At 57.7% G+C, this 24532-nt stretch carries 20 protein-coding genes and 1 pseudogene; 7 read left to right on the forward strand and 14 right to left on the reverse strand.

Features of this window, described 5'->3' with window-relative positions:
• Window positions 1–33: 33 nt before the first annotated feature.
• From M5G18_RS12245 to M5G18_RS12270, 6 genes are read right to left on the reverse strand one after another with little or no spacing between them, the layout of a single operon-like run.
• Entirely contained in the window at window positions 34–1626 is a 1593-nt protein-coding gene (locus M5G18_RS12245; protein WP_007956188.1) for a GumC family protein, read from the reverse strand.
• 16 nt (window positions 1627–1642) lie between these two features.
• A complete protein-coding gene (locus M5G18_RS12250) occupies window positions 1643–2668 on the reverse strand; it encodes a polysaccharide biosynthesis/export family protein (RefSeq protein ID WP_273899767.1) in 1026 nt (341 codons plus the stop codon).
• Between the two features lie 21 nt (window positions 2669–2689).
• Entirely contained in the window at window positions 2690–3337 is a 648-nt protein-coding gene (locus M5G18_RS12255; protein WP_221535076.1) for a CpsD/CapB family tyrosine-protein kinase, read from the reverse strand.
• Complete coding sequence (locus M5G18_RS12260; protein ID WP_273899766.1) at window positions 3337–4083, reverse strand: sugar transferase; 747 nt, start codon at window positions 4081–4083, stop codon at window positions 3337–3339. Before M5G18_RS12260 ends, M5G18_RS12255 begins: the two co-directional genes overlap by 1 nt.
• An 18-nt stretch (window positions 4084–4101) precedes the next feature.
• Window positions 4102–5139 carry an NAD-dependent epimerase gene (locus M5G18_RS12265; RefSeq protein WP_273899764.1) on the reverse strand — a complete coding sequence of 346 codons (1038 nt, stop codon included), beginning with the start codon at window positions 5137–5139 and terminating at the stop codon, window positions 4102–4104.
• Window positions 5136–6488 carry a UDP-glucose dehydrogenase family protein gene (locus M5G18_RS12270; protein WP_179695616.1) on the reverse strand — a complete coding sequence of 451 codons (1353 nt, stop codon included), beginning with the start codon at window positions 6486–6488 and terminating at the stop codon, window positions 5136–5138. Before M5G18_RS12270 ends, M5G18_RS12265 begins: the two co-directional genes overlap by 4 nt.
• Window positions 6489–6879: 391 nt before the next feature.
• Here M5G18_RS12270 and M5G18_RS12275 point away from each other — a divergent pair, with 391 nt between their 5' ends.
• From M5G18_RS12275 to M5G18_RS12295, 5 genes are all read left to right on the forward strand, one after another.
• On the forward strand, window positions 6880–8577 hold the full coding sequence (locus M5G18_RS12275) for a sulfatase-like hydrolase/transferase (RefSeq protein WP_273899762.1): 1698 nt from the start codon (window positions 6880–6882) through the stop codon (window positions 8575–8577).
• A 50-nt stretch (window positions 8578–8627) separates the two neighbouring features.
• A complete protein-coding gene (locus M5G18_RS12280; protein WP_007956196.1) occupies window positions 8628–9281 on the forward strand; it encodes an ABC transporter ATP-binding protein in 654 nt (217 codons plus the stop codon).
• Complete coding sequence (locus M5G18_RS12285) at window positions 9278–11749, forward strand: ABC transporter permease (RefSeq protein ID WP_273899761.1); 2472 nt, start codon at window positions 9278–9280, stop codon at window positions 11747–11749. Before M5G18_RS12280 ends, M5G18_RS12285 begins: the two co-directional genes overlap by 4 nt.
• A complete protein-coding gene (locus M5G18_RS12290) occupies window positions 11739–12806 on the forward strand; it encodes a lipocalin-like domain-containing protein (RefSeq protein WP_273899760.1) in 1068 nt (355 codons plus the stop codon). The genes M5G18_RS12285 and M5G18_RS12290 overlap by 11 nt, the downstream gene beginning before the upstream one ends.
• Before the next feature lie 113 nt (window positions 12807–12919).
• Window positions 12920–13498 (forward strand): hypothetical protein, encoded by a 579-nt coding sequence (locus M5G18_RS12295; protein WP_273899759.1) that lies wholly within the window; start codon window positions 12920–12922, stop codon window positions 13496–13498.
• 329 nt (window positions 13499–13827) lie between these two features.
• On the opposite strand, the gene M5G18_RS12300 is transcribed toward M5G18_RS12295, so the two are convergent.
• The gene (locus tag M5G18_RS12300) at window positions 13828–14646 is read right to left on the reverse strand and encodes a glycosyltransferase family 2 protein (protein WP_273899758.1); all 819 of its coding nucleotides are present in this window, start codon (window positions 14644–14646) and stop codon (window positions 13828–13830) included.
• Window positions 14647–14890: 244 nt separating this feature from the next.
• On the opposite strand from M5G18_RS12300, the pseudogene M5G18_RS12305 reads away from it, so the two are divergent.
• Window positions 14891–15703 (forward strand): annotated as a pseudogene (locus M5G18_RS12305) (VanW family protein); the annotation flags it as partial.
• A 62-nt stretch (window positions 15704–15765) separates the two neighbouring features.
• On the opposite strand, the gene M5G18_RS12310 reads toward M5G18_RS12305, so the two are convergent.
• The 3 genes from M5G18_RS12310 to M5G18_RS12320 form a co-directional block, all read right to left on the reverse strand.
• A complete protein-coding gene (locus M5G18_RS12310) occupies window positions 15766–16071 on the reverse strand; it encodes a hypothetical protein (RefSeq protein ID WP_085607638.1) in 306 nt (101 codons plus the stop codon).
• A gap of 45 nt (window positions 16072–16116) precedes the next feature.
• Window positions 16117–16509, reverse strand: coding sequence for a hypothetical protein (locus M5G18_RS12315; RefSeq protein WP_273899757.1), 393 nt, complete (start codon window positions 16507–16509; stop codon window positions 16117–16119).
• 118 nt (window positions 16510–16627) lie between these two features.
• A complete protein-coding gene (locus tag M5G18_RS12320; RefSeq protein ID WP_273899756.1) occupies window positions 16628–16918 on the reverse strand; it encodes a hypothetical protein in 291 nt (96 codons plus the stop codon).
• Between the two features lie 184 nt (window positions 16919–17102).
• Between M5G18_RS12320 and M5G18_RS12325 the strand changes: the two genes are divergently transcribed.
• The gene (locus tag M5G18_RS12325) at window positions 17103–17648 is read left to right on the forward strand and encodes an RNA 2'-phosphotransferase (protein ID WP_074687770.1); all 546 of its coding nucleotides are present in this window, start codon (window positions 17103–17105) and stop codon (window positions 17646–17648) included.
• An 11-nt stretch (window positions 17649–17659) separates the two neighbouring features.
• Here the strand turns inward: M5G18_RS12325 and M5G18_RS12330 are convergent, their stop codons facing one another.
• From M5G18_RS12330 to tssI, 4 genes are all read right to left on the reverse strand, one after another.
• Entirely contained in the window at window positions 17660–18034 is a 375-nt protein-coding gene (locus M5G18_RS12330; protein WP_273899754.1) for a hypothetical protein, read from the reverse strand.
• Complete coding sequence (locus M5G18_RS12335) at window positions 18031–22725, reverse strand: RHS repeat-associated core domain-containing protein (protein ID WP_273899752.1); 4695 nt, start codon at window positions 22723–22725, stop codon at window positions 18031–18033. Before M5G18_RS12335 ends, M5G18_RS12330 begins: the two co-directional genes overlap by 4 nt.
• Window positions 22726–23463 (reverse strand): DUF4123 domain-containing protein, encoded by a 738-nt coding sequence (locus M5G18_RS12340; RefSeq protein WP_273899751.1) that lies wholly within the window; start codon window positions 23461–23463, stop codon window positions 22726–22728.
• Window positions 23453–24532: type VI secretion system tip protein TssI/VgrG (gene tssI / locus M5G18_RS12345; RefSeq protein ID WP_273899749.1), on the reverse strand; the 1080-nt coding region annotated here is incomplete at its 5' end. The genes M5G18_RS12340 and tssI, both read right to left, overlap by 11 nt.

Consider the following 24532-nt stretch of genomic DNA (forward strand, 5'->3'; position numbering starts at 1 on the left):
TCGGCAGCGCGGCGTTCTGGGTGGAGGGCGTGTTCAATTGCGCACCCAGTGCAGGAAGCTCGGTACGGTCCAGTTCTTGTGCGGGTTGCTGGGCAGCGCGTTCTGGTCGTTGATCACCAGCAGCACCGGCAGGCCCAGCTCGTGGCTGATTTGCGCCGGGTGTTTGAAGCGGTGATCGAAGAACTCACGCACATAGACCAATGCAATCGCCAGCAACAGACCGGTGAACAGCCCGAACGGAATGATCAGCATCGGTTTGGGGAACGCCGCTTCGGTCGGCTCGAACGGCGGGCTCAAGACCCGGGCGTTGGACAAGTCGTCGTTCAGCGAGCGGGTGGTGCTGCTTTCGGCAAAACGCTGGGCGTAGGTCGAGAACGCGGCGTGCATGGCGTCGATCTCGGTGTCCATCTGCCGCAGCTTGCTCTGGGTCTGCTGCAGCTCGTGGATGCGGTTCTTGAACTCGGCGATGCGCGCGGTTTTCTGATCGATCACCTGTTTCACCACGGCCAGGTCGTTGGTGCGTTCCTGGATGCGGTTGCTGACCACTTTGAGGAACTGCTGGCGGGTGCGGGCGATCTGCTCGCGGGTCAGCAGCATCGGCTCGCTGCCCGGCTGGAACACCGCCAGATCGTTCATGTAGCGGCTGACCTGAGTGGTCAGTTGCTCGCCGAGCTGTTTGATTTCCCGGTCCTCGAACGCCACGTTGTCCACGGTGGTGGTGAAGGTGTAGGGGAAGGTGTAGTCATTGAGTTTGTTGTTGCTGGCGGCGGCCAGGCTGGTTTTCAGGTACTCCAGCCAGCGTTGGCTTTGCAGCAGGCGATCCTGGTACAGGTTCAGCGCTTGCTCCTCGGTGTTGATCGCGTTCAGGCGGAAGGTGATTTCCTCCTTCGGATCCGACGAGCCGACACTTTCCAGCAGTGCCTGACGGTTGCCTTCCAGGCCATCGAGGCGCACTTGATAAAGCTGCTTCTTGGACTCGTAGAACGACTGCGGCAGGTCGATCGATTGCAGCGCCTGACGGCTCACCAGATAGTTCTGCAACAGGGCGGCGACGAAAGTTGTGCCTTGGTGCGGATCGGGGAAGCTGTAGACGATCGAGATCACGTTGGAGCCGGGCAGGGTCTCGATTTTCAGGCTGTCGATGGCTTGCTGGGTCAGCGCATCGAGCGCGGTGTCGCGCACCGGATCGGTCTCAAGGCCCAAAGCGTTGCGCACGGGGTTTATCACGTACTGGCGCAGCGGCGAGCTGATGTAGCGTTTGAACGGCTCGCTCACCAGCTTGTTGAACATGCCGGGTGACGGGGTGTATTCGCCCTTGTCGCGCAGTTCGCTGATGGTCTGACGGATCAGCGCCGGCGAGCGCAGGATATTGCTCTCGGTTTCCATGTCCGCCAGCGACGGCGGGATGAAGGTGGCGTTGTCCACGGTGAGCGACGTGGTGGCGTCGCCCTGTGAAAGTTTTTTCGACTGCACGATCACCTGAGCGGTGATATCGAAGCTCTGTTTGAGCAGCAGCGGCAGCACCAGCGCGATCACTGCAAAGATCAGGAAGACCCGTTTCACCAGTTGCTTGTTGGCGAAGAAGATCCTGAAGAACTCATGCAGGTAGTTTTCCTTTGGATTCATGTCGGTCACCTGAGAGTCAGTTGCTGTCACTGTCTTTGTTGTCGACGCGGTAGCCGAAGCTGAAGCCCACGCCCTGGAACAGCACCACGTCGGCCAGTTGCCGGGCGAGTTCGCCGGCGCTGGCCAGTTTGGTTTTCGGCACGTACAGCATGTCGTCCGGTTGCAGGTAGGCGATTTGCGGCGCCTCGCCCGACAACGCTTTCTCGACGTCGTAACGCACGGCCTGCACCTGATTGCCGTTGCGCCGCATGATCACCACCGAATCGAGCCGCGCCTTGACGTTGGTGCCGCGCGCCAGGGTCAGCGCCTCAAGCACCGACACCGGCCGGCGGATCGGGTAGGAACCCGGCTGGCCGACTTCGCCCAGCACGTAGATCTCGTTGCCGGCGGTGGACTTGAGCAGCACGTCCACGGTCATCCGGCCCGGCAGTTGCGCGTACTTCTTGTTGAGGAAGGTTTCGAGCTGGTTGACGGTCATGCCTTGCAGCGGCACCGCGCCGATTTCCGGGAAGCTCGCGTAGCCGTCGGTGCCGACGGTGATCTCGCGGCTCATGCCGGTGGCCGGGTGGTTGAGGGCGCTTTTCAGGTTCTGCTCGTTGGTCAGCGGGCTGATGATCTGCACCGTCAACTGATTGCGGTTGGGCTGGAACAGCTGTTTGCGCTGGTAGGCGCGCTGGATTTCCTGGCGCGCTTCTTCGCTGGTCAGCCCGGCGATTTTCACCGAGGTGTTGGCGCCCGGCAGTTCGATGGTGCCGTCCGGCAGCACCAGTTGATTGCCGTTGAGCTGGCTGGCAGCGGTGAAGTTCAGGCCGATCTGGTCACCCGACTGCACGCGGTAAGCATCCGAGCCGCTGGTGCTGATGTGGAAGATCACGTCCAGCACATCCTGCGGGCGCAGGGTCTGCTCGATCTTCGGCATATCGGTGGCCTGGGCGTTGGCCGGGGTGGCGGTGAGAATGTTCACCGGCATGTTCTGGGTTTCGGAAGTGCTGGAGCAACCTGCAAGCGGCAGCAACAGCAGCACGAGCATTTTGGCGTTCATGGCGACATCCTTCGCAGTTGCTTACAGGTTTTTGTAGAGCCATTTGGGCATGTAGTACTTGCGCCGGTTGAACACGCTGCCGACCACTTTCGCCCCGGCCTGGGTCAACCGTTGCACCGCCGCTTGCGCGACTTCCCAGCGGGTATCCTCGGCGCGTACCACGAACACCACGCCGTCGACCTGGGTGCTGATGACCAGCGTGTCGGCGGCCGAATACACCGCATCGCCGTCGATCACCACAAAGCGGTACTGAGCGCCCAGTTGATCGAGCAACGGGCTCAGGCGCTCGGCGGTCAGGTGTTCCATGGTGCGGATCGGCCGGCCGTTGGGCAGCACGTGAAACGGCAGGCTCGACACCTGCACCACGCAGTCCTGCAACAGCGGCGGGGTTTCCCGGTTGAACAGCAGGTCGCGCAGGCCGCGCTCCTTGCTCAGGTTCAGTTGCTGGGTGAGGTTGCTCGCCGACTGGCTGGCGTCGACGTACAGCACCTGGCCGCTGCTCATTTGCGCCAGTTGGCTGGCCAGCGCCAGGGCGCTGGTGGTGGTGCCGGCGCCGGGGTTGGCGGCGGTCAGGAACAGGATCCGCAGATCCAGGTCCAGCACGGTCGAGGTCAGGTTCGACTCGCTGGGGCTGGCAATGCTCAGGCTTTTGTTGGTTGAACCGTCCATTAGCTTGCTCCGTGGCCGCTGAATACTTTGAAGGGGGTTTTCAACAGAATCTTCAGATCAAGCAGGAGGCTCTGCTCGGCGATGTAGCTGAGGTCCAACTCAACGCGCTGGTCGAAGTCGATATTGCTGCGTCCGGAGATCTGCCACAGGCCGGTCATGCCGGGGTAGATCGCCAGACGCGCGAGGTGACTGTCCTTGTAGCGGTAGGCGTTGAACGAGGTCGGGCGAGGGCCGACCAGGCGCATGTCGCCGGTCACTACGTTGATCAGATTGGGCAATTCGTCGAGGCTGGTGCGCCGCAGGAAACCGCCGATCCCGGTGATGCGCGGGTCCTTGTCGATCTTGAAATCGATGGCGTCGGCACCGTGCTTGTTCAGGTGGCGCAGCGATTCCTTGAGCTCTTCGGCGTTGGCGACCATGGTCCGGAACTTGTACATGCCGAACTTGCGCCCGCGATAACCGGTGCGTTTCTGCACGAACATCACCGGACCTTTGCTGGTGAACTTGATGGCCAGTGCCAGACCGATCAGCAGCGGTGAAATCATCAGCAGAATCATCAGTGCGCCGAGGCAGGCGACCACGCGGTTGGTGCGCGACAGTTGCCACGGCCGGCCACCTTCGCGACCGGTCACCCAGCCCTGGCCCTGGCGATGGATCGCCGCGTCGAGGCGCATTCGCTGTTCCGGATCCATGCGTTTGTCACGCACCAATTGTTGGATCGGTACACCTTTCTCATGTCCAGTCATGAAGTCCTCCGCTGATGGTCAGCCGCGAGCGGCGCGTGGGCGATAGGCAGTGGGGTAGTAATCGCGGAACCAGGCGATGAACCGCCCCAGTCCCTCATCCAGCTCGATCCGGGGCTGGAACCCGGTGGCCTGGGCCAGGTCGCTGGCCTCGGCGCAGGTGTTGAGTACGTCGCCCGGCTGCAGCGGCAGCAACTCGACCACGGCTTTCTGGCCGAGGTGTTTTTCCAGCAGGGCGAGGTAGGTTTTCAGCGCCACCGGGTGCTGGCCGCCGATGTTGAACAGACGCCACGGGGCCATGCTGCTGGCCGGGTCGGGTTGTTCGCGGTTCCACTCGGGATTGGCCCGCGGCGCGCGCTCGATCAGGCGTGCGATGCTTTCGATGATGTCGTCGATGTAGGTGAAATCGCGCTGATGCTCGCCGTAGTTGAACAGCTTCAGCGGCGAACCTTCGCTGATGGCCTTGGCGAACTGGATCGGCGACATGTCCGGCCGGCCCCACGGCCCGTAGACCGTGAAAAACCGCAGCCCGGTGCAGGCGATGCCGAACAGATGGCTGTAACTGTGGGCCATCAATTCATTGGCTTTCTTGGTCGCGGCGTACAGCGACAGCGGGTGATTGACGCCGTCCTGCACCGAGTAGGGCGTGCGCTGGTTGGCGCCGTACACCGAACTGGACGAGGCGTAGATCAGGTGCTCGACCGGATGCCGGCGGCAGCACTCCAGAATGTTGAGGAAACCGTCGAGGTTGCTGTCCAGATAGGCCCGTGGATTTTCCAGCGAATAGCGCACCCCGGCCTGCGCCGCGAGGTGCACCACGACTTGCGGCCGTTCGCGGACGAACAGCGCTTCCAGAGCCGATGCGTCCGCCAGATCAATCGTGGCGAGCTGAAAGTCGCCGACCTGCTCGCGCACCCAGTCCACCCGATCGTGCTTGAGCTGCGGATCGTAGTAGCCGTTGAAGTTGTCCAGGCCAATCACCTGATGCCCGTCGCGCACCAGCCGCAGCACGCCATGAGCACCAATGAACCCGGCCGCACCGGTGACGAGGATTTTCATGGCCGCAACCCGTCAGGCGCGATGTGGCGCAGACCGATGCCGCTGTAGTGCAGGCCGGCGGCCGCTACTTGTTCCGGGTTGTAGAGGTTGCGTCCGTCGATGATGACTTTCGAGCGCAGCTTGCTGGCCAGCAGCTCGAAATCAACCACGCGGAAATTCTTCCACTCGGTGCAGATCACCAGGGCGTCGGCGTCTTCCAGGGTGTCGTCGCGGGTGGCGCACAGGTGCAGGTCATTGCGGTAACCGTAGATGCGCCGGCACTCGGACATGGCTTCCGGATCGTAGGCCTGCACGCTGGCGCCTTCGGCCCACAGCGCATCCATCAGATAGCGGCTGGGGGCTTCGCGCATGTCATCGGTGTTGGGTTTGAACGCCAGGCCCCAGATCGCGATCGACTTGCCGGCCAGGCCTTGAGGGAATTGCGCCTTGAGCTTGCTGAACAGGATGTGCCGCTGGCTGTCGTTGACGTCGGTGACGCTGCGCAGCAGTTTCAGCGGCATGCCGTTGTGTTCGGCGGTGTGCAGCAGGGCGCGCAGGTCCTTGGGAAAGCACGAGCCACCGAAGCCGCAGCCGGGGTAGATGAAGTGATAGCCGATGCGCGGGTCGGAGCCGATGCCCTTGCGTACCGCTTCGATGTCGGCGCCAAGCAGTTCGGTGAGGTTGGCCAGCTCGTTCATGAAGCTGATGCGGGTGGCGAGCATCGCGTTGGCCGCGTACTTGGTCAGCTCGGCGCTGCGGTTGTCCATGAACATCAGTTTTTCGTGGTTGCGGCAGAACGGCGCGTACAGCTCGCTCATCTGCTCGCGGGCCAGGTCATCGCGGGTGCCGACGATGATCCGGTCCGGCCGCATGCAGTCGGCGAGGGCGCTGCCTTCCTTGAGAAATTCGGGGTTGGACACCACCCGCACCGCCAGCGCGCTTTTACCGCGCCGTTGCAGTTCTTCTTCCGCGGTGTGCAGCACCTGGTCCGCCGTGCCGACCGGCACCGTGGATTTGATGATCAGCGTGCGATCGTCCTCCATGAAACTGGCGATCTGCCGCGCCACGTTGAGCACATGGCTGAGGTCGGCGGAGCCGTCTTCGTCGGCCGGCGTGCCCACGGCGATGAAGATCAGTGCGGCATGTTCCACCGCATCGCTGGCCTGGGTGCTGAACAACAAACGCCCGGCCTTGATGTTTTCTTCCAAAGTTGCCGAAAGACCCGGTTCGCTAATAGGCGGTACTGCCTGTTGCAGTTGTTTAATCTTGTTCGGGTCAATATCGACGCACAATACGCGATGTCCGACATCGGCAAGTGCGGCTGCTTGTATCAGGCCAACGTAGCCCGTACCAAATACGCTCACGTCCATATTGGCGTGCCTCGTAAGACGGTGATGGAAGATCGAAATTGAACTGTCAAAAGGGGTATAGCGCAGCGTGGGGAAAGCATGTCAGCAAAATGACATGTTGCAGGTGTATAACACCCCCAGTTTTGGGGGCGAATGGCCATCAAGTGCTTGCTGTAGATGGATTTGTCCCGTCCTTGACATGTTTTTCACATTTCAAAGAAAACGATGGACGGTCGCAGACCGTGAAATTCAAGGGTTTTAACGACTTGGGTGTGTCAGATTTGAGTCAATGTTTTTTTGACGCTTTTGCCCGATGTCGGGCATTTCTTGCGCTTTGATGGCCCGGTGCTAGTGTCAGATTTTGACCGACAAACGATTGACCATTCCCCGTCGGACACGCCCCGGAATCGCCATGTTTCGATATTTGAAAGAACTGCTTTTAATTATTTATCTGCTGCTTTATTCCGATTATTACCTTGAACGTTTAAGCGCCATGGGAGTCGGTCCGGCAGTACTTCTTTTTGGCGCGATGTTTTTGGCGCTCACTTTCGCATTATTACTAACGGCCTATATACGTCAGACTTTCATTCGGCATTTGTTCGCATTAACCCTGTTTGTTTCGGCGGTGTTCTTCGATGTTTATACGAGGGTCACCGCCGATTACCTGACCTACAGCAGTTTCGTCTCGCTGGTGTACTCCGGCGGCTTCATCCAGGAGGCGGCGTATCAGTACCGGGGGGCGATCATCCACGGGCTGCTCAACGGGTTGTTGCTGTTGTTCGGGATCGGTCTGAAGCCGCGACACACGATCCCGATACCCAATGCCTTGCGGATCGCTGCGCCGCTCTGCGGTGTGTTGCTGCTCAGCGCCGTGTTGTTCGTGCGCGCCGGCGAGGGCGCGCGCGGATTGCCGATCATGTACACGCCGCTGGCCTATCTGAACCTGTTCGGCTACGAAGCGCTGCACAACACCGTCGGCCCCCGTGAGTCGGTGACCCTGGCGCGCAATGGCCCGGCGGTCGGCCACGACATCGTGCTGATCATCGACGAGAGCATTTCCGGCAATTACCTGGACATCAACGCGCCGTTCGGCGTGCACAGCAACCTCAAGCAGGCCCGTCCGGGCGTCGAAATCTTCAATTACGGCTACGCGGCGTCCATCGCCAATTGCAGCGCCGACACCAACATCACCCTGCGCTACGGCGGCACCCGCGCCGACTACATGCGGATCAACAGCACGCTGCCGTCGATCTGGCAGTACGCCAAAAAGGCTGGCATGCGCACGGTCTACATCGACGCTCAGCGCACCGGCGGCAACCTGCAGAACCTGATGAACGATGCCGAGAAAAAGGACATCGACGAATTCGTGCAATTCGACCAGACCAGCGTGCGCGACCGCGACATGGCCGCCGCCGCCAAGCTGATCGAACTGCTCAACGACGACAAGCCGGAGCTGGTGCTGATCAACAAGGTCGGCGCACATTTCCCGGTGCACGACAAATACCCGGACGCCTTTATGGCCTACCGTCCGACCTTGCCCCGCGGGCAGTTCACGGAAGTCGCCGACACCGGTGAACGCACCGGTTTCAACGGCCAGCCGGATGACTGGGTGCTGTATCGCAATGCCTACAAGAACACCGTGCTGTGGAATGTCGGCGAGTTCTTCTCGCGAGTGTTTGCCCAGGCCAATCTGAACAACGCGCTGCTGATCTACACCTCCGACCACGGCCAGGATTTGCATGAACGCGGCAATCCGGGGCTGAATACCCACTGCGGCGGCGACCCGGTGGAGGAAGAGGGGCTGGTGCCGCTGGTGGTGATCCAGGGCGATCAGTTGCACACGCTCGACTGGTCGGCGCAACTGGCGGCGAACAAGGATCGCTCCAGTCACTACAACATCTTCCCGACCCTGTTGCAGTTGATGGGCTACGACCTGCCGGGAATCGAAGCGGTGTACGGCAAACCGCTGAGCGTGGCGACGGCGGATGAATTCACCTTCAACTACCGCTTCAACGCACGGCTGGGGGCCAAACCCGAGTGGAAACACATCGACCTGAACAGCATCGTCACGCCGGGTGAGGCGCCGACGAGTGTGGCGGTGGGGCAGTAACGCGTCGGTATCCGCTATCCTTGGCCCACACGGATCGATCGGATGGCGGCATGCTCCAGGTTCAAAACGTCTTCAAAAGCTACCTCACCCCGCAAGGCCCGTTGCCAGTGCTGCAAGGCATCGACCTGACGCTCAAGCCCGGCAGCAGCCTGGCGCTGATGGGCGAGTCAGGCAGCGGCAAGAGCACGCTGCTGCACCTGATCGCCGGGCTCGATAAAGTCGACAGCGGCAGCATCAGCAGCGGTGAACATCGGCTGGACCGGATGAACGAGGCGCAACTGGCCAACTGGCGGCGCACCGAAATCGGTCTGGTGTTCCAGCAGTACAACCTGATCGGCAGCCTGCGGATTGAGGACAACCTGGCGTTTCAGGCGCGGCTGGCCGGGCGGCATGACCCGCGTTGGCAGCATCATCTGGTGCAGCGTCTGGGGTTGGGCGAATTGCTCAAGCGCTATCCCGAACAACTCTCCGGCGGCCAGCAACAGCGGGTTGCGCTCGGTCGGGCGCTGGCCGCGCAACCTAAACTGCTGCTGGCCGACGAGCCCACCGGCAGCCTCGACGAAGCCACCAGCGACGAAGTGCTGCGACTGTTGCTGGAATTGCTCGACGACACCCCGACCACTTTGCTGATGGTCACCCACAGTCAGCGCGTGGCGGCGCGGCTGGCGGAGCGCGTGGTGCTGTCCAGCGGTCGGTTGACGTGAAGGTTTTCCGCCATGCGCTGATGGCGCTGCTCAGTCACTGGCGGCGCCATCCGGTGCAGTTTTTCAGCGTGCTGACCGGGTTGTGGCTGGCCACCAGTCTGTTGACCGGGGTCGAAGCGCTCAACAGTCAGGCGCGAGACAGTTACGCCCGGGCCAGCCAGTTGATCGGTGGCGAACCCCAGGCCAGCCTCAGCACGCCGAGCGGCGCGACCTTCCCGCAACAATGGTTCGTTGACCTTCGGCGTCTGGGCTGGCCGGTGTCGCCGGTGCTGCAAGGGCGCTTGACGCTCAAGGACCACGAAAATCAGCGTCTGCAATTGATGGGCATCGAGCCTGTGTCCTTGCCCGGCGACAGCGCGGTGGCCGGGCAGGCGATGCCAATCGAGCGCATTGTCGAGTTCTTCAGCCCTCCGGGCAGCACCTGGATTTCTCCCGAAACCTTGCGGGCGCTGAACCTCGCCGAGGGCGCGACCCCGGCCACCGAAACCGGCCAGACGTTGCCGCCACTGCGCGCGCAAACCGACATGGCCCCCGGCGTGCTGCTGGTGGACATTGGCGTCGCTCAGCGCGTGCTCGAACAACCCGATCAACTGTCACGTCTGCTGTTGCCGAAGGATTTTCACGCCGACGTCCCACCCGCGTTAAAGGGCCAGTTGCAGCTCAAAAGTAGTGGCGAGGAAAACAACCTTGCGCGACTGACCGAAAGCTTCCACCTCAACCTCGATGCCCTCGGGTTTCTCTCTTTCATTGTTGGTTTGTTCATCGTCCACGCGGCTATCGGTCTGGCGCTGGAGCAACGCCGGGGATTGCTGCGCACCTTGAGAGCCTGCGGGGTCAGCGCGCGGATGCTGATCGCTTGCCTGATCGTCGAGCTCGGCGCGCTGGCGTTGATCGGCGGATTGTTCGGCGTGGTCAGCGGTTACTGGCTGGCGAGCTTGCTGTTGCCGGACGTCGCCGCCAGCCTGCGCGGTCTGTACGGCGCGGAAGTGGCGGGGCAGTTGCGCCTGAGTCCGTGGTGGTGGTTCAGCGGCATCGGCTTGAGTCTGCTCGGCGCATTGCTGGCCGGGGCCAACAGTCTGCTGCGGGCGGCGCGTCTGCCGTTGCTGGCGGTGGCGGATCCTCAGGCCTGGCATCAGCAACATGCGCGCTGGTTGCGGCGTCAGGGTTGGATCGCGGGTATCTGTGCAGTGATTGCGCTGGCGGCGCTGGTGTGGGGCAACAGCCTGGCCAGCGGTTTTGTGTTGATGGCGGGGCTGTTGCTCGGCGCCGCGCTGGCGTTGCCGGTGTTGCTCAGCGCGCTGCTCAATGGTTTGCTCGGGCGCAGCCGCTCGGTGCTCGGGCAATGGTTTCTCGCCGATTGCCGCCAGCAATTGCCGGCGTTGAGCCTGGCCTTGATGGCGCTGCTGCTGGCAATGGCGGCGAACATCGGCGCCGGCAGCATGACCGCCGGTTTCCGCCAGACCTTCAATGATTGGCTCGAACAACGGCTCACCGCCGAGCTCTATCTGAACCCGAGCAACCCGGCTCAGGCGCGAGAGCTGTACACCTGGCTCAAACAACAACCGAGCGTCACCGCGATCATGCCCAACTGGCAGGTTTCGGTGACGCTGCAAGGCTGGCCGGCGGACGTGTTCGGGATCATCGATCATCCGCACTATCGCCAGCACTGGCCGTTGCTCGAATCTCGAGGAGACGACCCGTGGGCGGCGCTGGCCAAGGACGATGCAGTGATGCTCAGCGAACAACTGGCGCGGCGCTTGAAAGTGGCGCCGGGCGATCACCTGACGATTCCCACGCCGGGCGGGTCGTGGTCGCCGCGTATCGTCGGGATCTACGCCGACTACGGCAATCCCAAGGGCCATGTGCTGGTCAACAGCAATCACCTGTTGCGCGGCTGGCCGCAGCTGACGCCGAACCGCTTCAACCTGCGCATCGACCCGCCGAACATTCCGGCGTTGCTCACGGCCTTGCAGGCACGCTTCCAGCTCGATGACAGCCGCATCGTCGATCAGGCGCGGCTCAAGGGTTGGTCGGTGCAAGTCTTCGAACGCACCTTCGCCGCGACCGCCGCGCTGAATAGCCTGACGTTGGCCGTCGCCGGTGTGGCGCTGTTCATCAGCCTGCTGACCCAGAGCCAGAGCCGTCTCGGCCAGCTCGCACCGTTGTGGGCGTTGGGCGTGACGCGACGGCAATTGATGCTGCTCAATCTTGGGCAAACGTGGCTTCTGGCGTTGCTGACGCTGGTGCTGGCCTTGCCGTTGGGCATCGGCCTGGCGTGGTGTCTGGACGCGGTGATCAACGTACAGGCCTTTGGCTGGCGTCTGCCGCTGCGGGTGTTTCCGTTGCAGTTGCTGCAACTGATGGGGCTGGCGCTGCTGGCGACGTTGCTGGCCTCGGCGTGGCCGCTGTATTCGCTGTACCGCACGCAACCGGCGGACTTGTTGAGGACGTTTGCCCATGAGGATTAGGTTGGCGGCGGTGTTTCTGACGTTGTTGCTCAGTGGTTGCGACAACCCGGCATCGGAGCAGAAAGGCTTCGCCGGAATGGGCGCTCAGGCGCAGGCCTTTACGCCGGTGGTGCCGGGGCGGGTGTTCAGCTTCCCGGCGGATCACGGCGCCCATGACGGTTTTCGTATTGAATGGTGGTACGTGACGGCCAATCTCAAGGACGCGCAGGGCAACGATTTCGGCGTGCAGTGGACGTTGTTTCGCAGCGCTCTGAACGCCTCGCCGCAGCAGCCGGGCTGGGCCAACCAGACGATCTGGCTCGGGCATGCGGCGGTGACCTCAGCGAGCGTCCACCATGCCGCCGAGCGTTACGCCCGTGGCGGCGTCGGGCAGGCAGGTGTGCGTGCAGCGCCGTTCGAGGCGTGGATCGATGACTGGCGTTTCGTCAGTCAGGCGAGCGATCCGCTGGCTGACCTGCAACTCAGCGCCCGGGACAAGAACTTCAGCTACCAGCTGCGCCTGACTTCCAGCCGTCCGTTGGTGCTGCAGGGCGACAAGGGTTTCAGCCAGAAATCCGAACAGGGCCAGGCGTCGTATTACTACAGCCAGCCGTTTTTCCAGGCCAGCGGCACCCTGCAGATCGACGGCCAGACCTACACCGTCAACGGCCCGGCGTGGCTTGATCGCGAGTGGAGCAGCCAGCCGCTGACCGCCAACCAGACGGGGTGGGACTGGTTCTCTTTGCATCTGGACGGCGGCGAACACGTCATGCTGTACCGCATGCGCCAGAAGGATGGCGCGCCGTACCTGACCGGCACGTGGATTGCCGCCGATGGCCAGACCGAAACCCTGCACGCCGAGCAGATCAAGCTGACCCCGCAGGACACTGCGAAGGTTGCCGGCCGTTCGATGCCGGTACGCTGGTCGATCGGCATTGCGGAAAAAAATCTGCAGATCACCCTTGATGCAATCAACCCCGACGCCTGGATGAACCTGCGCATTCCCTATTGGGAAGGGCCGGTGCGCCTGAGCGGCAATCGGAGCGGGCAGGGTTATCTGGAGATGACCGGGTACTGATTGACCCGGATCGAGGAGCAACCGCCGATCAGCGTCTATGCTCCTTGGCACGCCCGGTGCCGACACCGATTCGGCGCCGGGTGCTGCCATCCATCACAGGGAAAGTACCGCTTATGAAGCTTCAAACACTGACGCACGCCATTGCACTTGCCACTGTTCTGTCCGCTTCCACGGCGTTTGCTGCCGATATTCCTTTGTCGGCGGCTGTCGAGGCCGATCAGGTGACCACCAAAGTACTGGCGGTTGACCCGGCCAATCATCAGGTCGTCCTTGAAGGCGCGGAAGGTCGCCAGGTGCACATTCAGCTCAGCGACAAGGCGAAAAACCTCGGCAACCTGAAGGTTGGCGATCAAGTTCAGATCCAGGTAACACGTTCGGTCGCCGCTTATCTGGACACCGACGTGGATAAAGGTCTGCCAGGCTCCACCGAGCGCACCGGTGAACTGCGCAACGCCGTGGGCAGCAGCAACCCCGGTGGCGAGGCATTCCGCCAGGTTCAGGTGCAACTGAAAATCACCAAAATTGATTTGGCGAAAAACCAGGTGACCCTGGAAAACCCCTCGGGCCAGTCGAAAACCCTCAACGTCGAAAAGCCTGAGATTCAGGCCAAACTGAAAAACCTGAAAGTCGGACAGAGCGTCGTGGTCACTTACACCGATGTATTAAAAGTGACCAGTCAGCATGAAAGTTGAGTATTGACTCTACAGAATGACTGTTCTTGTACAAGTAATGGTATGAGAACAGTCATATAAAATGTTCGAGTCGGACAATTCTGAAAGTTTGTCGGGAAATATCGGTCATCAATATCCGTTAACTTTTTAGTACATAAATTTCATCTTCAATTAGCACGACATATCCGCCAACTTCCATTAAAATCCCTCCCGTTCGCCCAGTGTCAGGGCTCTTTACCGGTGCATGGATTGCCAGGCCATTACACTGGGCGAACACCTCCCCGGAGTGGAGGGCAAAGAATTCAGATGCAAAAAGGGCGACTTTCAAGTCGCCCTTTTTTATTGTCTTACTATTTTGCAGGTCGCATGCCTGGTTGTAACTGTAGGCGCTTGAGCGTTTCCTGATACATGGTGGTGCGGCGGTGTTGCGTACCGTATCCACCGATCGCGGCCACGGTGCCGGCCTGGATGTGATCCAGGTAGCGGAAGATCGTCCGTGGCGAGAGACATTTGATGCCGTAGCCAAGGCTGCTTAAACGATCCTGCAGCGTGTATCCCGGGACCCGGTCGTCCATCGAAAAATGCAGCCCGTGAGCCTTGATCAGCCGTGCATTCCACAAGGTGCAGAAGCTTTTCAGGTGAGTTTCCCGGTAGGGTTTTGGATCTCGGGACGGCAACCCCAAGTGCTGTTTTGCCCGGCGGAAATAGTGTTTGAAGTAACGTGAAGACAAGCGCCAGGTGTCTCTAAGGACGCCGCGATCCAATTGCTCGACGCAACCTACCGCCGCTGTATCCAAAGATTGCATGCACTCATTCATCATCATCGAAAAGACAGTGCTGTCAAAAACGAAAGTGTCGGTGTGCAGCAAAAACAGGTAATCGGTTTCAACTTTCGCAAGTGCCAGATCAAGTGCCTTGCCATGAGCGATATGTCCCGCTTCCCTGCCGGGTGAAGGGCGCTCGATCAAGTTGATCCAGTCCAGAGACCGCAAGTAGATCAGGCTTTCATCGGCGGAATCGTTGTCCACCACCCACACCGGAATTTGATGATCCTTGACGTATTGCTGGAGAAACTCCAGGCACATCCGGGTTATTTCCGGCGTCTTGTAATTGACCAATACAAGACTGAAGGCGGGCAGTTGTTTAGAGGTGGAATCGATCGCACTCATGGTCTGGGCTCACTTCAAGTTGAAGGGTTCTGCTGACGGCAATCAGCACACAGAACCGCTGCTTTGTGGCCCGGATGGTAGGGACGCAACCTTAGTTCAAGCTTAATTTCCGAGCGCCCGAGCCGGGCGACTTGTTACGGCTTGCGACACCGGCGAGGCGCTTGGCGATCAAGCGCGGTTCCACGGTAAGATGCGCCGCCCTTTGAAGCTCAAGGAAGACAACGGCCCGCGCCGTTCGCCACGGATGAAACCACTTTCCCTCTACCACCCGGCCCTTTACTGGCTGCGCGTGTGGCAAAAAAGACTGTTCCGCCACATCGCCTGGCACTGCTCGAGCAAACGCTACGCGCGGCCTGTCACGACGTCCGAGCGCCTGCCTTACCGCTACCTCAAACACACCTCAAAACTGATCCGCAAACTCGGCGACTCCGACCTTGCGCTGCAACACAACAAAGTCATCAACCTCAAACTCGCCGTCGCCGCCATCGATGGCGTCACCATCGCCCCCGGCGAATATTTCTCCTTCTGCCGCCTCGTCGGCCGCCCGACCCGCCAACGCGGCTACGTCGAAGGCATGGAACTCTCATTCGGCCAAGCCCGCACCGGCATCGGCGGCGGCATCTGCCAACTCAGCAACCTCATCCACTGGATGGCCATTCACTCACCCCTGATCGTCATTGAACGCGCCAACCACAGCTTCGACCCCTTCCCGGACGACGGCCGCGTCCTGCCATTCGGCTCCGGCGCGGCGATCTTCTACAACTACATCGACCTGGTCCTGCACAACCCGACGGATCGCAGCTTTCAGCTGAAGCTGAAGGTCGGGGAGACGCAACTGGAGGGGGAGTTGTTGTGTGATCGGGAGCGGGCTTATCGGTATCACGTGTTTGAGTTGGGGCATCGGTTCGTGCGGGAGGGGGAGCGGGTGTATCGGGAGAATGACATTTGGCGGGAGGTGAGGGAGAAGGGGCAGGTGGGGGCGTTGGTGGAGAGGGAGCGGTTGTATGGGAATCGGGTGGTGGTTAAGTATGATGTTTTGGAGGGGATGATTGAGGGGGATAGCGGTGATGTTGTCTCGGACAGTTGGTTTACTCCATATATCGGAAGCGTTTGTCGATTCTAGCTTTCCAGGTTTTTTAATATGTTCTCTAGCGCGATTTTCAGCTCTGCCCAGTTTTTGGCTTTTTCACAATGAGTCGGATTTTGCCAGTCTTGATTGCGGATTAGAGAGATTACAAAGGAACCGTATGTGCTGAATTCTGGATACCATCCGATATCGAGTATTTGGCCGCATGGGAAAGTCGCTTGAAAAAGGTCTTCCTTCAAGTTTTCTATTTCGAGAGAAATGTCGATTGTTTGATCAAGCTGGGAAATGTCATCGAGAGTTATTTTGCCTCCGAGGGTGATGATTTTGCTTGTGTTCATTTAGTTATATCCAGAGGTATTTGAGGGGGGCTTTTTGAGCACTGCTCAGATGTTGGTTGGGTAAAGGGTGATTTGAATAGCTAAGATCTCAACAAAACTCGGAAAAATAAGATCTTTATTGTCGTTTTTTAGTGAGATGAAGATGATGGAATTGCCAAGTCTCAGCGAACCGCATCCATCTTCGGTAATAGAAATTAGCTCTGCTGTTATATAGGTTGTTTCGGCTTCGTGGCGAATTGAGGGTGTGTTGCTCATTGAGGTGAAGATGTTTTTACCCCAATAAAAATCATCATCAATATTTATTTCTACGTCATAGGGACGGTTTTCTCTTGCCTCTAGAGTGAATAAGCTTGAAAGACCTTCTCCATAAAGGGTGGAGAATTCAACAAGGGTCTTTTCTGTGTGGATTTTAACTATGCGCGATATTGTGATTTTCATGGCTGATTATTAGTTGGAGGGTTTTTGATGAGGTTTTTCTTTGATTGGAAAATCTAAAAAAATGCCCGATGGTTTTTAGAGTTAATCCCGAATTATTGGAATAGCAAAGAAAGGTTGTCTAAGGCTTCCAAAATTGGATTCCTTCCATATGACGCTCAATATCGTCCATGTCATCCTCTCCGAGGGTTGAATCAAATTTTGTAGAGATGATTTTTCTCACCTTCGCAAGTCTTTGAGTCACCTTCTCGTTGTCAATAAAATCGGTAGTCGCTTTTTGATAATCGTTGACAGGCTTGTCGCAATAGTAGCTTCCCATTTTGTGCAGCGAAATCAAGATAAATTCAATTTCCGCTAGAACCTCAAGGGCGTCCTCTCCATTGATTTCTATTGTTTTATTGTTTTCTAACATTGATCTTTCCGAAAGTGAGACGATTATTTTTGTCATGAAAAATTGGCTGGTGAGAAAGGTCGGATTTGTTTTCTTTGGCGGAAAATAAATTTGTAGCCTTTAATTGGTGATTTGTTTTTATGTTTTAATTGTTATATATTTTTGTATGGTCGTTATTCGTGCTCTTTGCTATTAGGAAATTGTTATGACTGGTGAAGTTGATCGTCTAAGTAAAACCATGAGTTTTCTGCTGCGTCATAAACCTGAATCTGTTGGGCTGCATTTAGATTCAGAGGGTTGGGCAAGGCTCGACAGTCTTCTGATAGGGATGCAAAAGTTAGGGGTGGTGGCGGATGATGAGGTTGTGAAGAGGGTAGTGTTGGGAAGCGATAAGCGACGATTTGAGATCTCAGAGGATGGGGTGTATGTTCGTGCTGTACAAGGGCATTCGTCAAAATTGGTAACTCGTGATTACCCTGTCGTTCAGCCTCCTTGTTATTTATATCATGGTACTGCCTATCGCTTTGTTGACTCAATTTTTAAAGAAGGGTTGCAAGCTGGGGCTAGGCATTACGTGCACTTGACTGAAAATAAGGGCTTAGCTTTTGACGTTGGTCAGCGGTATGGGTCATCCGTTGTTCTACGCGTGAAAAGTCATGAAATGTTTCTTGATGGGTTCGTTTTTTTTAGGGCAGAGAATAATGTTTGGTTGATATCCTCAGTGCCCCCTGAGTATTTAGATAAAATTTAATAGTTATTTTTTCAATTTTCTTCGTTCCATTCTGCATGGGTCTCAATGGCTGTTTTTAGCCAAGTGCAAAAATCAGGATATTCTCCATGAAGCTCCCATCCTTCCGAAGCATAGGCGTGTATTATTAAAACTTTTGGATTTCCAGATAAATCTTCGCCCTCAAAACAAGCAATGTCATCATTCGCGCTGAATTTTGCGAAAGGCACTAGAGTGCGTTTTGGGTAAAGTTTTTTTAGTGTGTTGTGCCAATTGTTTATTTTTCCTTCTTTGTATACTAATAGCCACCAAGGCTCAATGTCTGGTTTAGGCTTCATAGTTGCGAATTCTATAAATTCGCTTGGGAAGTTATAGTTTTCTATTTGTTCAATATCGAGAAAGATCTTCATTTTTTTCCTGTTAGTTTTGGCAAGTCGTCAGAGCCATGTGGGTTTTCATTGCCAAATCTTTTCGGCTTTTGTTTTTGAATTCTAAGTTGCAATGCCTCACCCCACGTGTCGGGCATCACATCGTTTACCTCAAATCGCTCTCTGTTACTTTCTGATAGTGGATCGTTTGGCTTCCACTCTCTCGCCTCAACTTTTATACCTGCCTCTCGTGCAGCTCTAACACGGGTGTTATCCATGCTGGTAAGCTTTCCATCTGGCATGCGGACTACATCAATAGGATCGCCCTGCCATCCATTTTTCTTCATCGAGCTGACAAGATCATCATAGTTGAAGTTTGCACCGGTTCCTCTATCCACTTTGTTATAGGAAACGCTATTTTGGGAGAAGCGTATCTCATTAGGGTCTATGGATTGAACTTTTGGACAAGCGCCAGGTGTGCAGCTCAGACCTAATGGATCGACCCATCCGGTAGGGTTGGGCACATACTGATAGCTGTTCAACCCACCCGCAAGCTTGATCGGGTCAGGGGTCAGAAAACGTCCAGACTCTGGATTGTAGTAGCGATGACGGTTGTAGTGTAGGCCTGTCTCCGCATCGAAGTACTGACCCTGGAAGCGCAACGGGTTATCGATTTCACTGACGTCCAGCGCCGCGAGGTTGCCGTAGGCGCGGTACTTCGCGGACCACATGATCTCGCCACTGTAGTCGGTGAGCTCCTGCGGTGTGCCGAGATGGTCGAGCTGGTAGTAGAACGGCGTTGCCTTGCGCGGGCCTTCGCCGTCGAGCATGGCCAGCGGGCGGAAGCTGCCGGGTTCGTAGATATAAGTGCGATAACGATTGTCACCGCTTTCGGCAATCAGACGTTCGCCTTGCCACAAGAATTCGGTGGTATGGCCATCGACAGTTTTCTCGATGCGACGACCGAAAGCGTCGTACTTGTAGGACGCGGTGCTGCCACCCGGCAGGCTCGCGCCGATCAGTCGATGCTGGGAGTCGTAGCGGTACTCAGTGACGAGTTTCTGGCCAGCGCCACGGCGTTCGCGAATCAGGTTGCCAAAGGCGTCGTAGTCGTAATGGCGATCACCCTGCATCAACAGACGGTTGCCTTTGACGTTGGCGAGGTTGGCTGTGCCTTCGTTGTTCTGGCCGAGCAGGTTACCGGCCGGATCGTGAGCAAAGGTTTCCGGCGTAGCGCCACGAACGCTGATCAAGCGATCGAGCGGATCGTAGTGGTAGCTGCGGTTGCCTTTGCGGCTGTCGTCAATACCGGCGAGGTTGCCGTTTGCATCGTAGTTGTAGCGGCGCTGGAACAGGTTTTTGTCGCGCTGGCTGACGTAGTGAGCCTGCAAGCGACCCTGTTCGTCATATTGATACTGGCTGAGCAGCAGACCCTGCTGGCGCTGTTGTTCGCGACCACCGCTGAACTGGTGAGACGTCAGGCGCGAGCCGTTGAGATCGATGCCGCTTAGTAGGCCCCCGGGTTGATGGCGGTAATCGAGTTTGCTGCCATCGGGCAAGCGACAGTGCTTGAGCTGGCCGACGCTGTCGTACTCATAACGCAAGGTGCCCCAGCCCTGGTGTTCGGTGACGAGGCGATCTTGCAGGTCGTATTCGTAGGCGAGCGGCCAGTGTCCGTCGTCGACGTTGACCAAGCGACCGAGGGCGTCGTAGCTGTAGTGGATTTCTTCGCCATCGGGAAGAGTTTTCACCAGCAGTCTGCCAGCGGCACCGCGTTGGTATTCAGTCACCAACTCGCTGCCGTCATCGCCGAATTCGGTTTTCTTCAGCAACTGGCCATTGAGGTCGTATTCGTACGCAGTGCGACGACCGTCGAAGCCGGTTTCCTGCTGGATCAGGCCATTCGGGAAGTAGTCGAGGTTGTAGTGTTCGCCGCGCTCGTTTTCGATTTCGGTCAGCAGCAGGCGCGAGTTGTCGTAGCGGTAGCGCAACTGGCTGCCGTCAGGATTGATGCGACGGCTGACAAGGTGCAGGTTGTCGGCATATTCGTAGCGGGTGACGCGGCCGAGTTCGTCGCGTTCGGCAGTCACGCGCCCATATGGGTTGTAGGTATAAGCGCGAGTGGCTCCACCTGGCAGAGTAATCTGCGAGAGTCGGTTAGCGGCATCCCACTGATACTGGGTAATTTGGCCGGACTCATCTTGGCGCGTGATTTGCCGGCCGAGTGCGTCGTAGCGATATTTACGCTGACCACCGTCAGGGAGGCGCTCCTCCAATAATTGGCCAAGGTTGTTCCAGCCCAATTGATGACGGCCACCGTCGGAGTGACTGATTTCCAGCAGTCGTCCCCGGTTGTCGTAACTGTAGTGGGTCGTGTTGCCATCTGGATCAGTCTGCTGCGTTACATCGCCCTGGTTGTTGCGTTGGTACTTCCAAGTGGCTTTTCCGCGACTGACCTTGCTTACGAATCCGTGGCTGTACTCATAGCCTGTGGGTTCCTCTTCTGGAGGAATAACCGCAATCAGTCGCCCGGTTTCGTTGTAATGGAATTCAGTAATTGCACCTAAAGGATCTTGCTCTGCGACCAAACGACCCTTGTCATCATAGGCTTTGAGATTTTCAGCACCGTCAGGATCAACTTTGGCGACTAGTCGTGCTTTGTCATCGTGGGTGTAGACCTCTTCACTGCCGTCCGCATTGGTGACAGTAACACTACCTTTATCATCCCAAGCGTAGTGCGTGTCCATTTGCGAAAAGTTAGCCCAGTGATGGATGCACCTGGCAGATTTACCTTCCTTTTCCCATTCCCAGTAAAAGATGGCACCACCAGCCAGGCGCCGTTCTAGGATGACGTTCTGAGCGTTGTATGCGTAGTGCTCCGTTTCACCTGCTGCGTTTTTTGCCGCGATCAGTCGATGTTCTGAGTCGTAGCTATAAGCAACTATGGTCTGGATTGTGCTCCATGCATCTTCCAGATTGTCTGCTGGGATGAATTGCTGATATTCGATGGCTACAATGTGTTTGCGGTCATACCGCAGAAGCAACGCACGACCTGCACCGTTATCGACTCGCTTGATGCGGCCATGGATATCGCGAGTGATATGCAGCCTGTTGCCATACGCGTCGCTGACAGCAATCAGTGTTGCGCCGGTACGGTTGTAGCGGAAATGATAAAACTGGGAGCGTTCGCCAGCCTGAGCAAGGATGAGCTCAGAGGGATCATCACCAATAAAAATTGCAGCTTCAGAAAGGCTGTTTGTTATTGCTGGACGTTGCAGGCTCGGCAGCGGGAATGTGATAACTCGATTTTCGTGGTCAGTCCAGACTACTTCATCATTGTTGACGTCAACCCGTTGTGCCAGCGCATGACTCCAGCCATAGCCAAGGCCGCAATCGATTTCTGCTGCGCTAGTGCGATAAAGACGAGTCCAGGAAAATGGCAAAATACCATCCAGTTCCCCATCAGTCAGTGTCAGCAGTTCTTCGCCGGTCACCATCGAAACCGGGCAACCATTCGTGCATGTGTTTTTAGCGCAAGTTGCACTTTTTTCGTCAGGCGTCTTGGATTGTGCAGGCGCGTCGTGATGGGCTTTTGGTGCTTCGACGGTTGTCACTCGCTTACCGTCGAAACGCAACTCCGAGATGCCGTTTCTCACCTTCGCCGTCACTCCACGCGCCGCAACGGCGGTGTATTTGGCGACGTATTCCATGAATCCTTTGATGATCTTGAATACCGACTCCACAAAACCAGTGACAGCCTTGATGATGATCTGGCCGTATTTTTTCAGGCGGGCGGCGAGATAGATTACGCCCGTACCTTCGGCAGCAATGGTTAGCACGATACCAATCACGATGTCGATGGCGATGCCGACCACCACCGCAGTTGTCATCTTTGCTGATTCACCTGCCAGTTTCGTTGGTGGTAAACCTGCCAACCAGATCACGGCACTGCGTACCATCAAGAACAATGCAGCTTCGTCGCTGGCTAGTAACATCGCTTTTTTCATGACGTCTGGAGATTGTTTGGCCAGATCAATCAATTTTTGGGTGCCCGCTCCCAAATCTTTGGCAAACTTTCCCGGATCCTGAAGGATGTCGAGCACTAGGCTAATGCCATCCCACACCCCTTTGATGGCTTCCCAGCCACCCTCAAGAATCCCGCTGCCAACAGCCATAGCCATGCTGGATGCGGACAGATTCGACCATTGCGGTTTGAACCCGGCCCATTCTTTGCGCAGGAAGCCTTCCAGATCAGCCGTGATTCCTTTGTAGGAATTGAACAATGTATCGATCTGGCCAGGCGTCACTTCGTTGTGAACGCGGATTTTGTAAAACTTGCCGGGAATGCCGCCAGTCCAGCTTGCCTTACCTTGGGCGTCGAGCTTGACCTTGCTGATTGCCCCACCTTCCACAGCAATGATTTCAACGTCGATATTGCCCAGTGGAATGTCATAAACCGATTCGAATTTGCTTTCGATCAGCAGGGGGCCTTTCAGCGGGCACCGAGCCACGTTCGACGTGAAGTCGCCGTCGGTCATGCTCACTGATTTGCTGGTGCTTCCGACCTTTATGATGCGTTCCATGCCCAACAGTGAAGGCAAGTCTGCAGTTCGGCTGCCTTTGTCAGCAAGTTGTGCATACCAGGTTTTTGTTTGCTCCTGATAAAGCGTCAAGCTGTCTTTGAAGGTGTTGAGTTGTTTGTCAATGAAAGCAATGCGTTCCTTCGCGATCATTTAGCCTTGCTCCAGAATCAGGTGGTTTAACAGTGCTTCTTTAAGGTTGTCCGGAGCATCCGGGCGACGCACGAAACGGGTGATTTTCAGTTTCAGGTTGTTCTCGGGCCACGCGCTGTAGAGGTCCGGGCGTGCTTCTTCGAGCCATTGCATCAAGTTGCCGATCAGCGTCGTGTGATCCTCTTTCGCCAACTGATCCAGCAACTTCTTCGGCACCTCCCACCACGGCCAATCCTTCGCATTCGGCACCACCCGCGGCCCGACTTCCAGGCTCCGTCCATTAATCAGATACCGCTCAAACACCGGCAACACTTCCCCAGCCGTCTCACCCAGCCCATCAAGAATCGGATAGATATGCCGCCCATCCCAGAACCGGAAAAACACTTCGGTCCCGTCCGGCATCTTCACTTGAGTCAAACTGCGCAGATGTTCGAAGACTTCGTTGGGCTCCGAGCGGGAGACCGCTAGCCAGCCCCAGTCGAGGGCGTCGGTTTCGGTGATCCAGGGCAGGAAGGCCGAGTTGGCCTGGAGTTCGGCGAGGTATGGCATCACCGGTTGCCAGGTGGAGTAGGGCGTTCTGCCCCAGACCGGAATGGCCTGCACGGACGGTTCGCTCTGATACAAGGCCTTGAGCGCTTCGGCATCGCTCGCGGCGCTGATGACCAGATACAGACGTTCGTCTTTCTGCAGTGGCTGTTGTGCCAGCCAGTCCTTGGGTGTCAGTCGATTAGATGGCACAGGCACCTGCCTTGCATTTTTCACACTCTTCACAGAACGGCGCATTACGCTTGAGGGTGTTGATTTGCGCCGGCGTCAGTACGGCGCCAGCCTTGTCGGCATCCGCCTGCTTCAGCACGCCCGGCATCAACGGCGCCGCCCCCGTGCCGCTCCCCGGCCCACCGCCGGAGTTGATGTTGATCGCCGGCCCGCTCATGGTCACGCCGCCGCCATCGATCTTGATGAAGCTGCCACCGCCGACCAGCGTCAGTTCAGCCCCGGCCTCCAGCACCACCTTCATGCCGCTGCTCAGGTGAATTTCCTGGCCGGCGTCGATGAATTGTCCGGTGCCGATCTTGATGTGCTGGTTCACGCCCACGGTCAGGTGGTCGTTGGCCCGTGCTTCGACTTTGCGGTCTTCGTAGACGGTGTGGTGTTCTTCGGCCTTGAATTCCGTGTAGCTGTTCTTTTCCACGACGTCGTGGCGTTCGTTGCCGACGCGGATTTTCTGGTCGTGTTCGATGTTCTCGTCCCAGTCGCGCTGGGCGTGGAGGAAGATCTGTTCCTGGCCTTTCTTGTCTTCGATGCGCAGTTCGTTGAAGCCGCCGCCACCCATCGAGCTCAGGGTCTTGAAGGTGGTGCGCGTCTTGTTCGCCGGCAGGGCGTAGGGGACGGTGTTTTCCTTGTGGTACAGGCAACCGCTGATCAGCGGCTGGTCGGGGTCGCCTTCGAGGAAGGTCACCAGCACTTCCATGCCGATGCGCGGGATGGCGATGCCGCCGTATTGGGCGCCGGCCCAGGCGCTGGAGACGCGCAGCCAGCAACTGGTTTTGTCGTCGGCGAGGCCGTCGCGGTCCCAGTGGAACTGGACTTTGACGCGGCCGTATTCGTCGCAGTGGATTTCTTCACCTTTCGGGCCGGTGACCACGGCGCTCTGGCTGCCGAGGATGCGCGGTTTCGGGTGGCGCAGGGGCGGGCGGTTCGGCACGTCCCACGGGGTGGCCTGGAAGCGGTTGCGGTAGCCCTGGTGGAAATCGTCTTTCAGCGCAGTGGTGTCGCTGGTGACGGATTCTTCCAGCACTTGCGGCTG

Origin of the sequence: Pseudomonas aphyarum (assembly GCF_028657055.1) — a bacterium.
Lineage (GTDB): Bacteria > Pseudomonadota > Gammaproteobacteria > Pseudomonadales > Pseudomonadaceae > Aquipseudomonas > Aquipseudomonas aphyarum.

Coding starts and splice junctions, on each gene's coding strand:
- M5G18_RS12295 (WP_273899759.1), top strand. CDS start 12,920: ATGAAGCTTCAAACACTGACGCACGCCATTGCACTTGCCACTGTTCTG.
- M5G18_RS12275 (WP_273899762.1), top strand. CDS start 6,880: ATGTTTCGATATTTGAAAGAACTGCTTTTAATTATTTATCTGCTGCTT.
- M5G18_RS12330 (WP_273899754.1), bottom strand. CDS start 18,034: ATGAAGATCTTTCTCGATATTGAACAAATAGAAAACTATAACTTCCCA.
- M5G18_RS12280 (WP_007956196.1), top strand. CDS start 8,628: ATGCTCCAGGTTCAAAACGTCTTCAAAAGCTACCTCACCCCGCAAGGC.
- M5G18_RS12250 (WP_273899767.1), bottom strand. CDS start 2,668: ATGAACGCCAAAATGCTCGTGCTGCTGTTGCTGCCGCTTGCAGGTTGC.
- M5G18_RS12290 (WP_273899760.1), top strand. CDS start 11,739: ATGAGGATTAGGTTGGCGGCGGTGTTTCTGACGTTGTTGCTCAGTGGT.
- M5G18_RS12255 (WP_221535076.1), bottom strand. CDS start 3,337: ATGGACGGTTCAACCAACAAAAGCCTGAGCATTGCCAGCCCCAGCGAG.
- M5G18_RS12310 (WP_085607638.1), bottom strand. CDS start 16,071: ATGAACACAAGCAAAATCATCACCCTCGGAGGCAAAATAACTCTCGAT.
- M5G18_RS12320 (WP_273899756.1), bottom strand. CDS start 16,918: ATGTTAGAAAACAATAAAACAATAGAAATCAATGGAGAGGACGCCCTT.
- M5G18_RS12265 (WP_273899764.1), bottom strand. CDS start 5,139: ATGAAAATCCTCGTCACCGGTGCGGCCGGGTTCATTGGTGCTCATGGC.
- M5G18_RS12270 (WP_179695616.1), bottom strand. CDS start 6,488: ATGGACGTGAGCGTATTTGGTACGGGCTACGTTGGCCTGATACAAGCA.
- M5G18_RS12315 (WP_273899757.1), bottom strand. CDS start 16,509: ATGAAAATCACAATATCGCGCATAGTTAAAATCCACACAGAAAAGACC.
- M5G18_RS12325 (WP_074687770.1), top strand. CDS start 17,103: ATGACTGGTGAAGTTGATCGTCTAAGTAAAACCATGAGTTTTCTGCTG.
- M5G18_RS12335 (WP_273899752.1), bottom strand. CDS start 22,725: ATGATCGCGAAGGAACGCATTGCTTTCATTGACAAACAACTCAACACC.
- M5G18_RS12245 (WP_007956188.1), bottom strand. CDS start 1,626: ATGAATCCAAAGGAAAACTACCTGCATGAGTTCTTCAGGATCTTCTTC.
- M5G18_RS12300 (WP_273899758.1), bottom strand. CDS start 14,646: ATGAGTGCGATCGATTCCACCTCTAAACAACTGCCCGCCTTCAGTCTT.
- M5G18_RS12260 (WP_273899766.1), bottom strand. CDS start 4,083: ATGACTGGACATGAGAAAGGTGTACCGATCCAACAATTGGTGCGTGAC.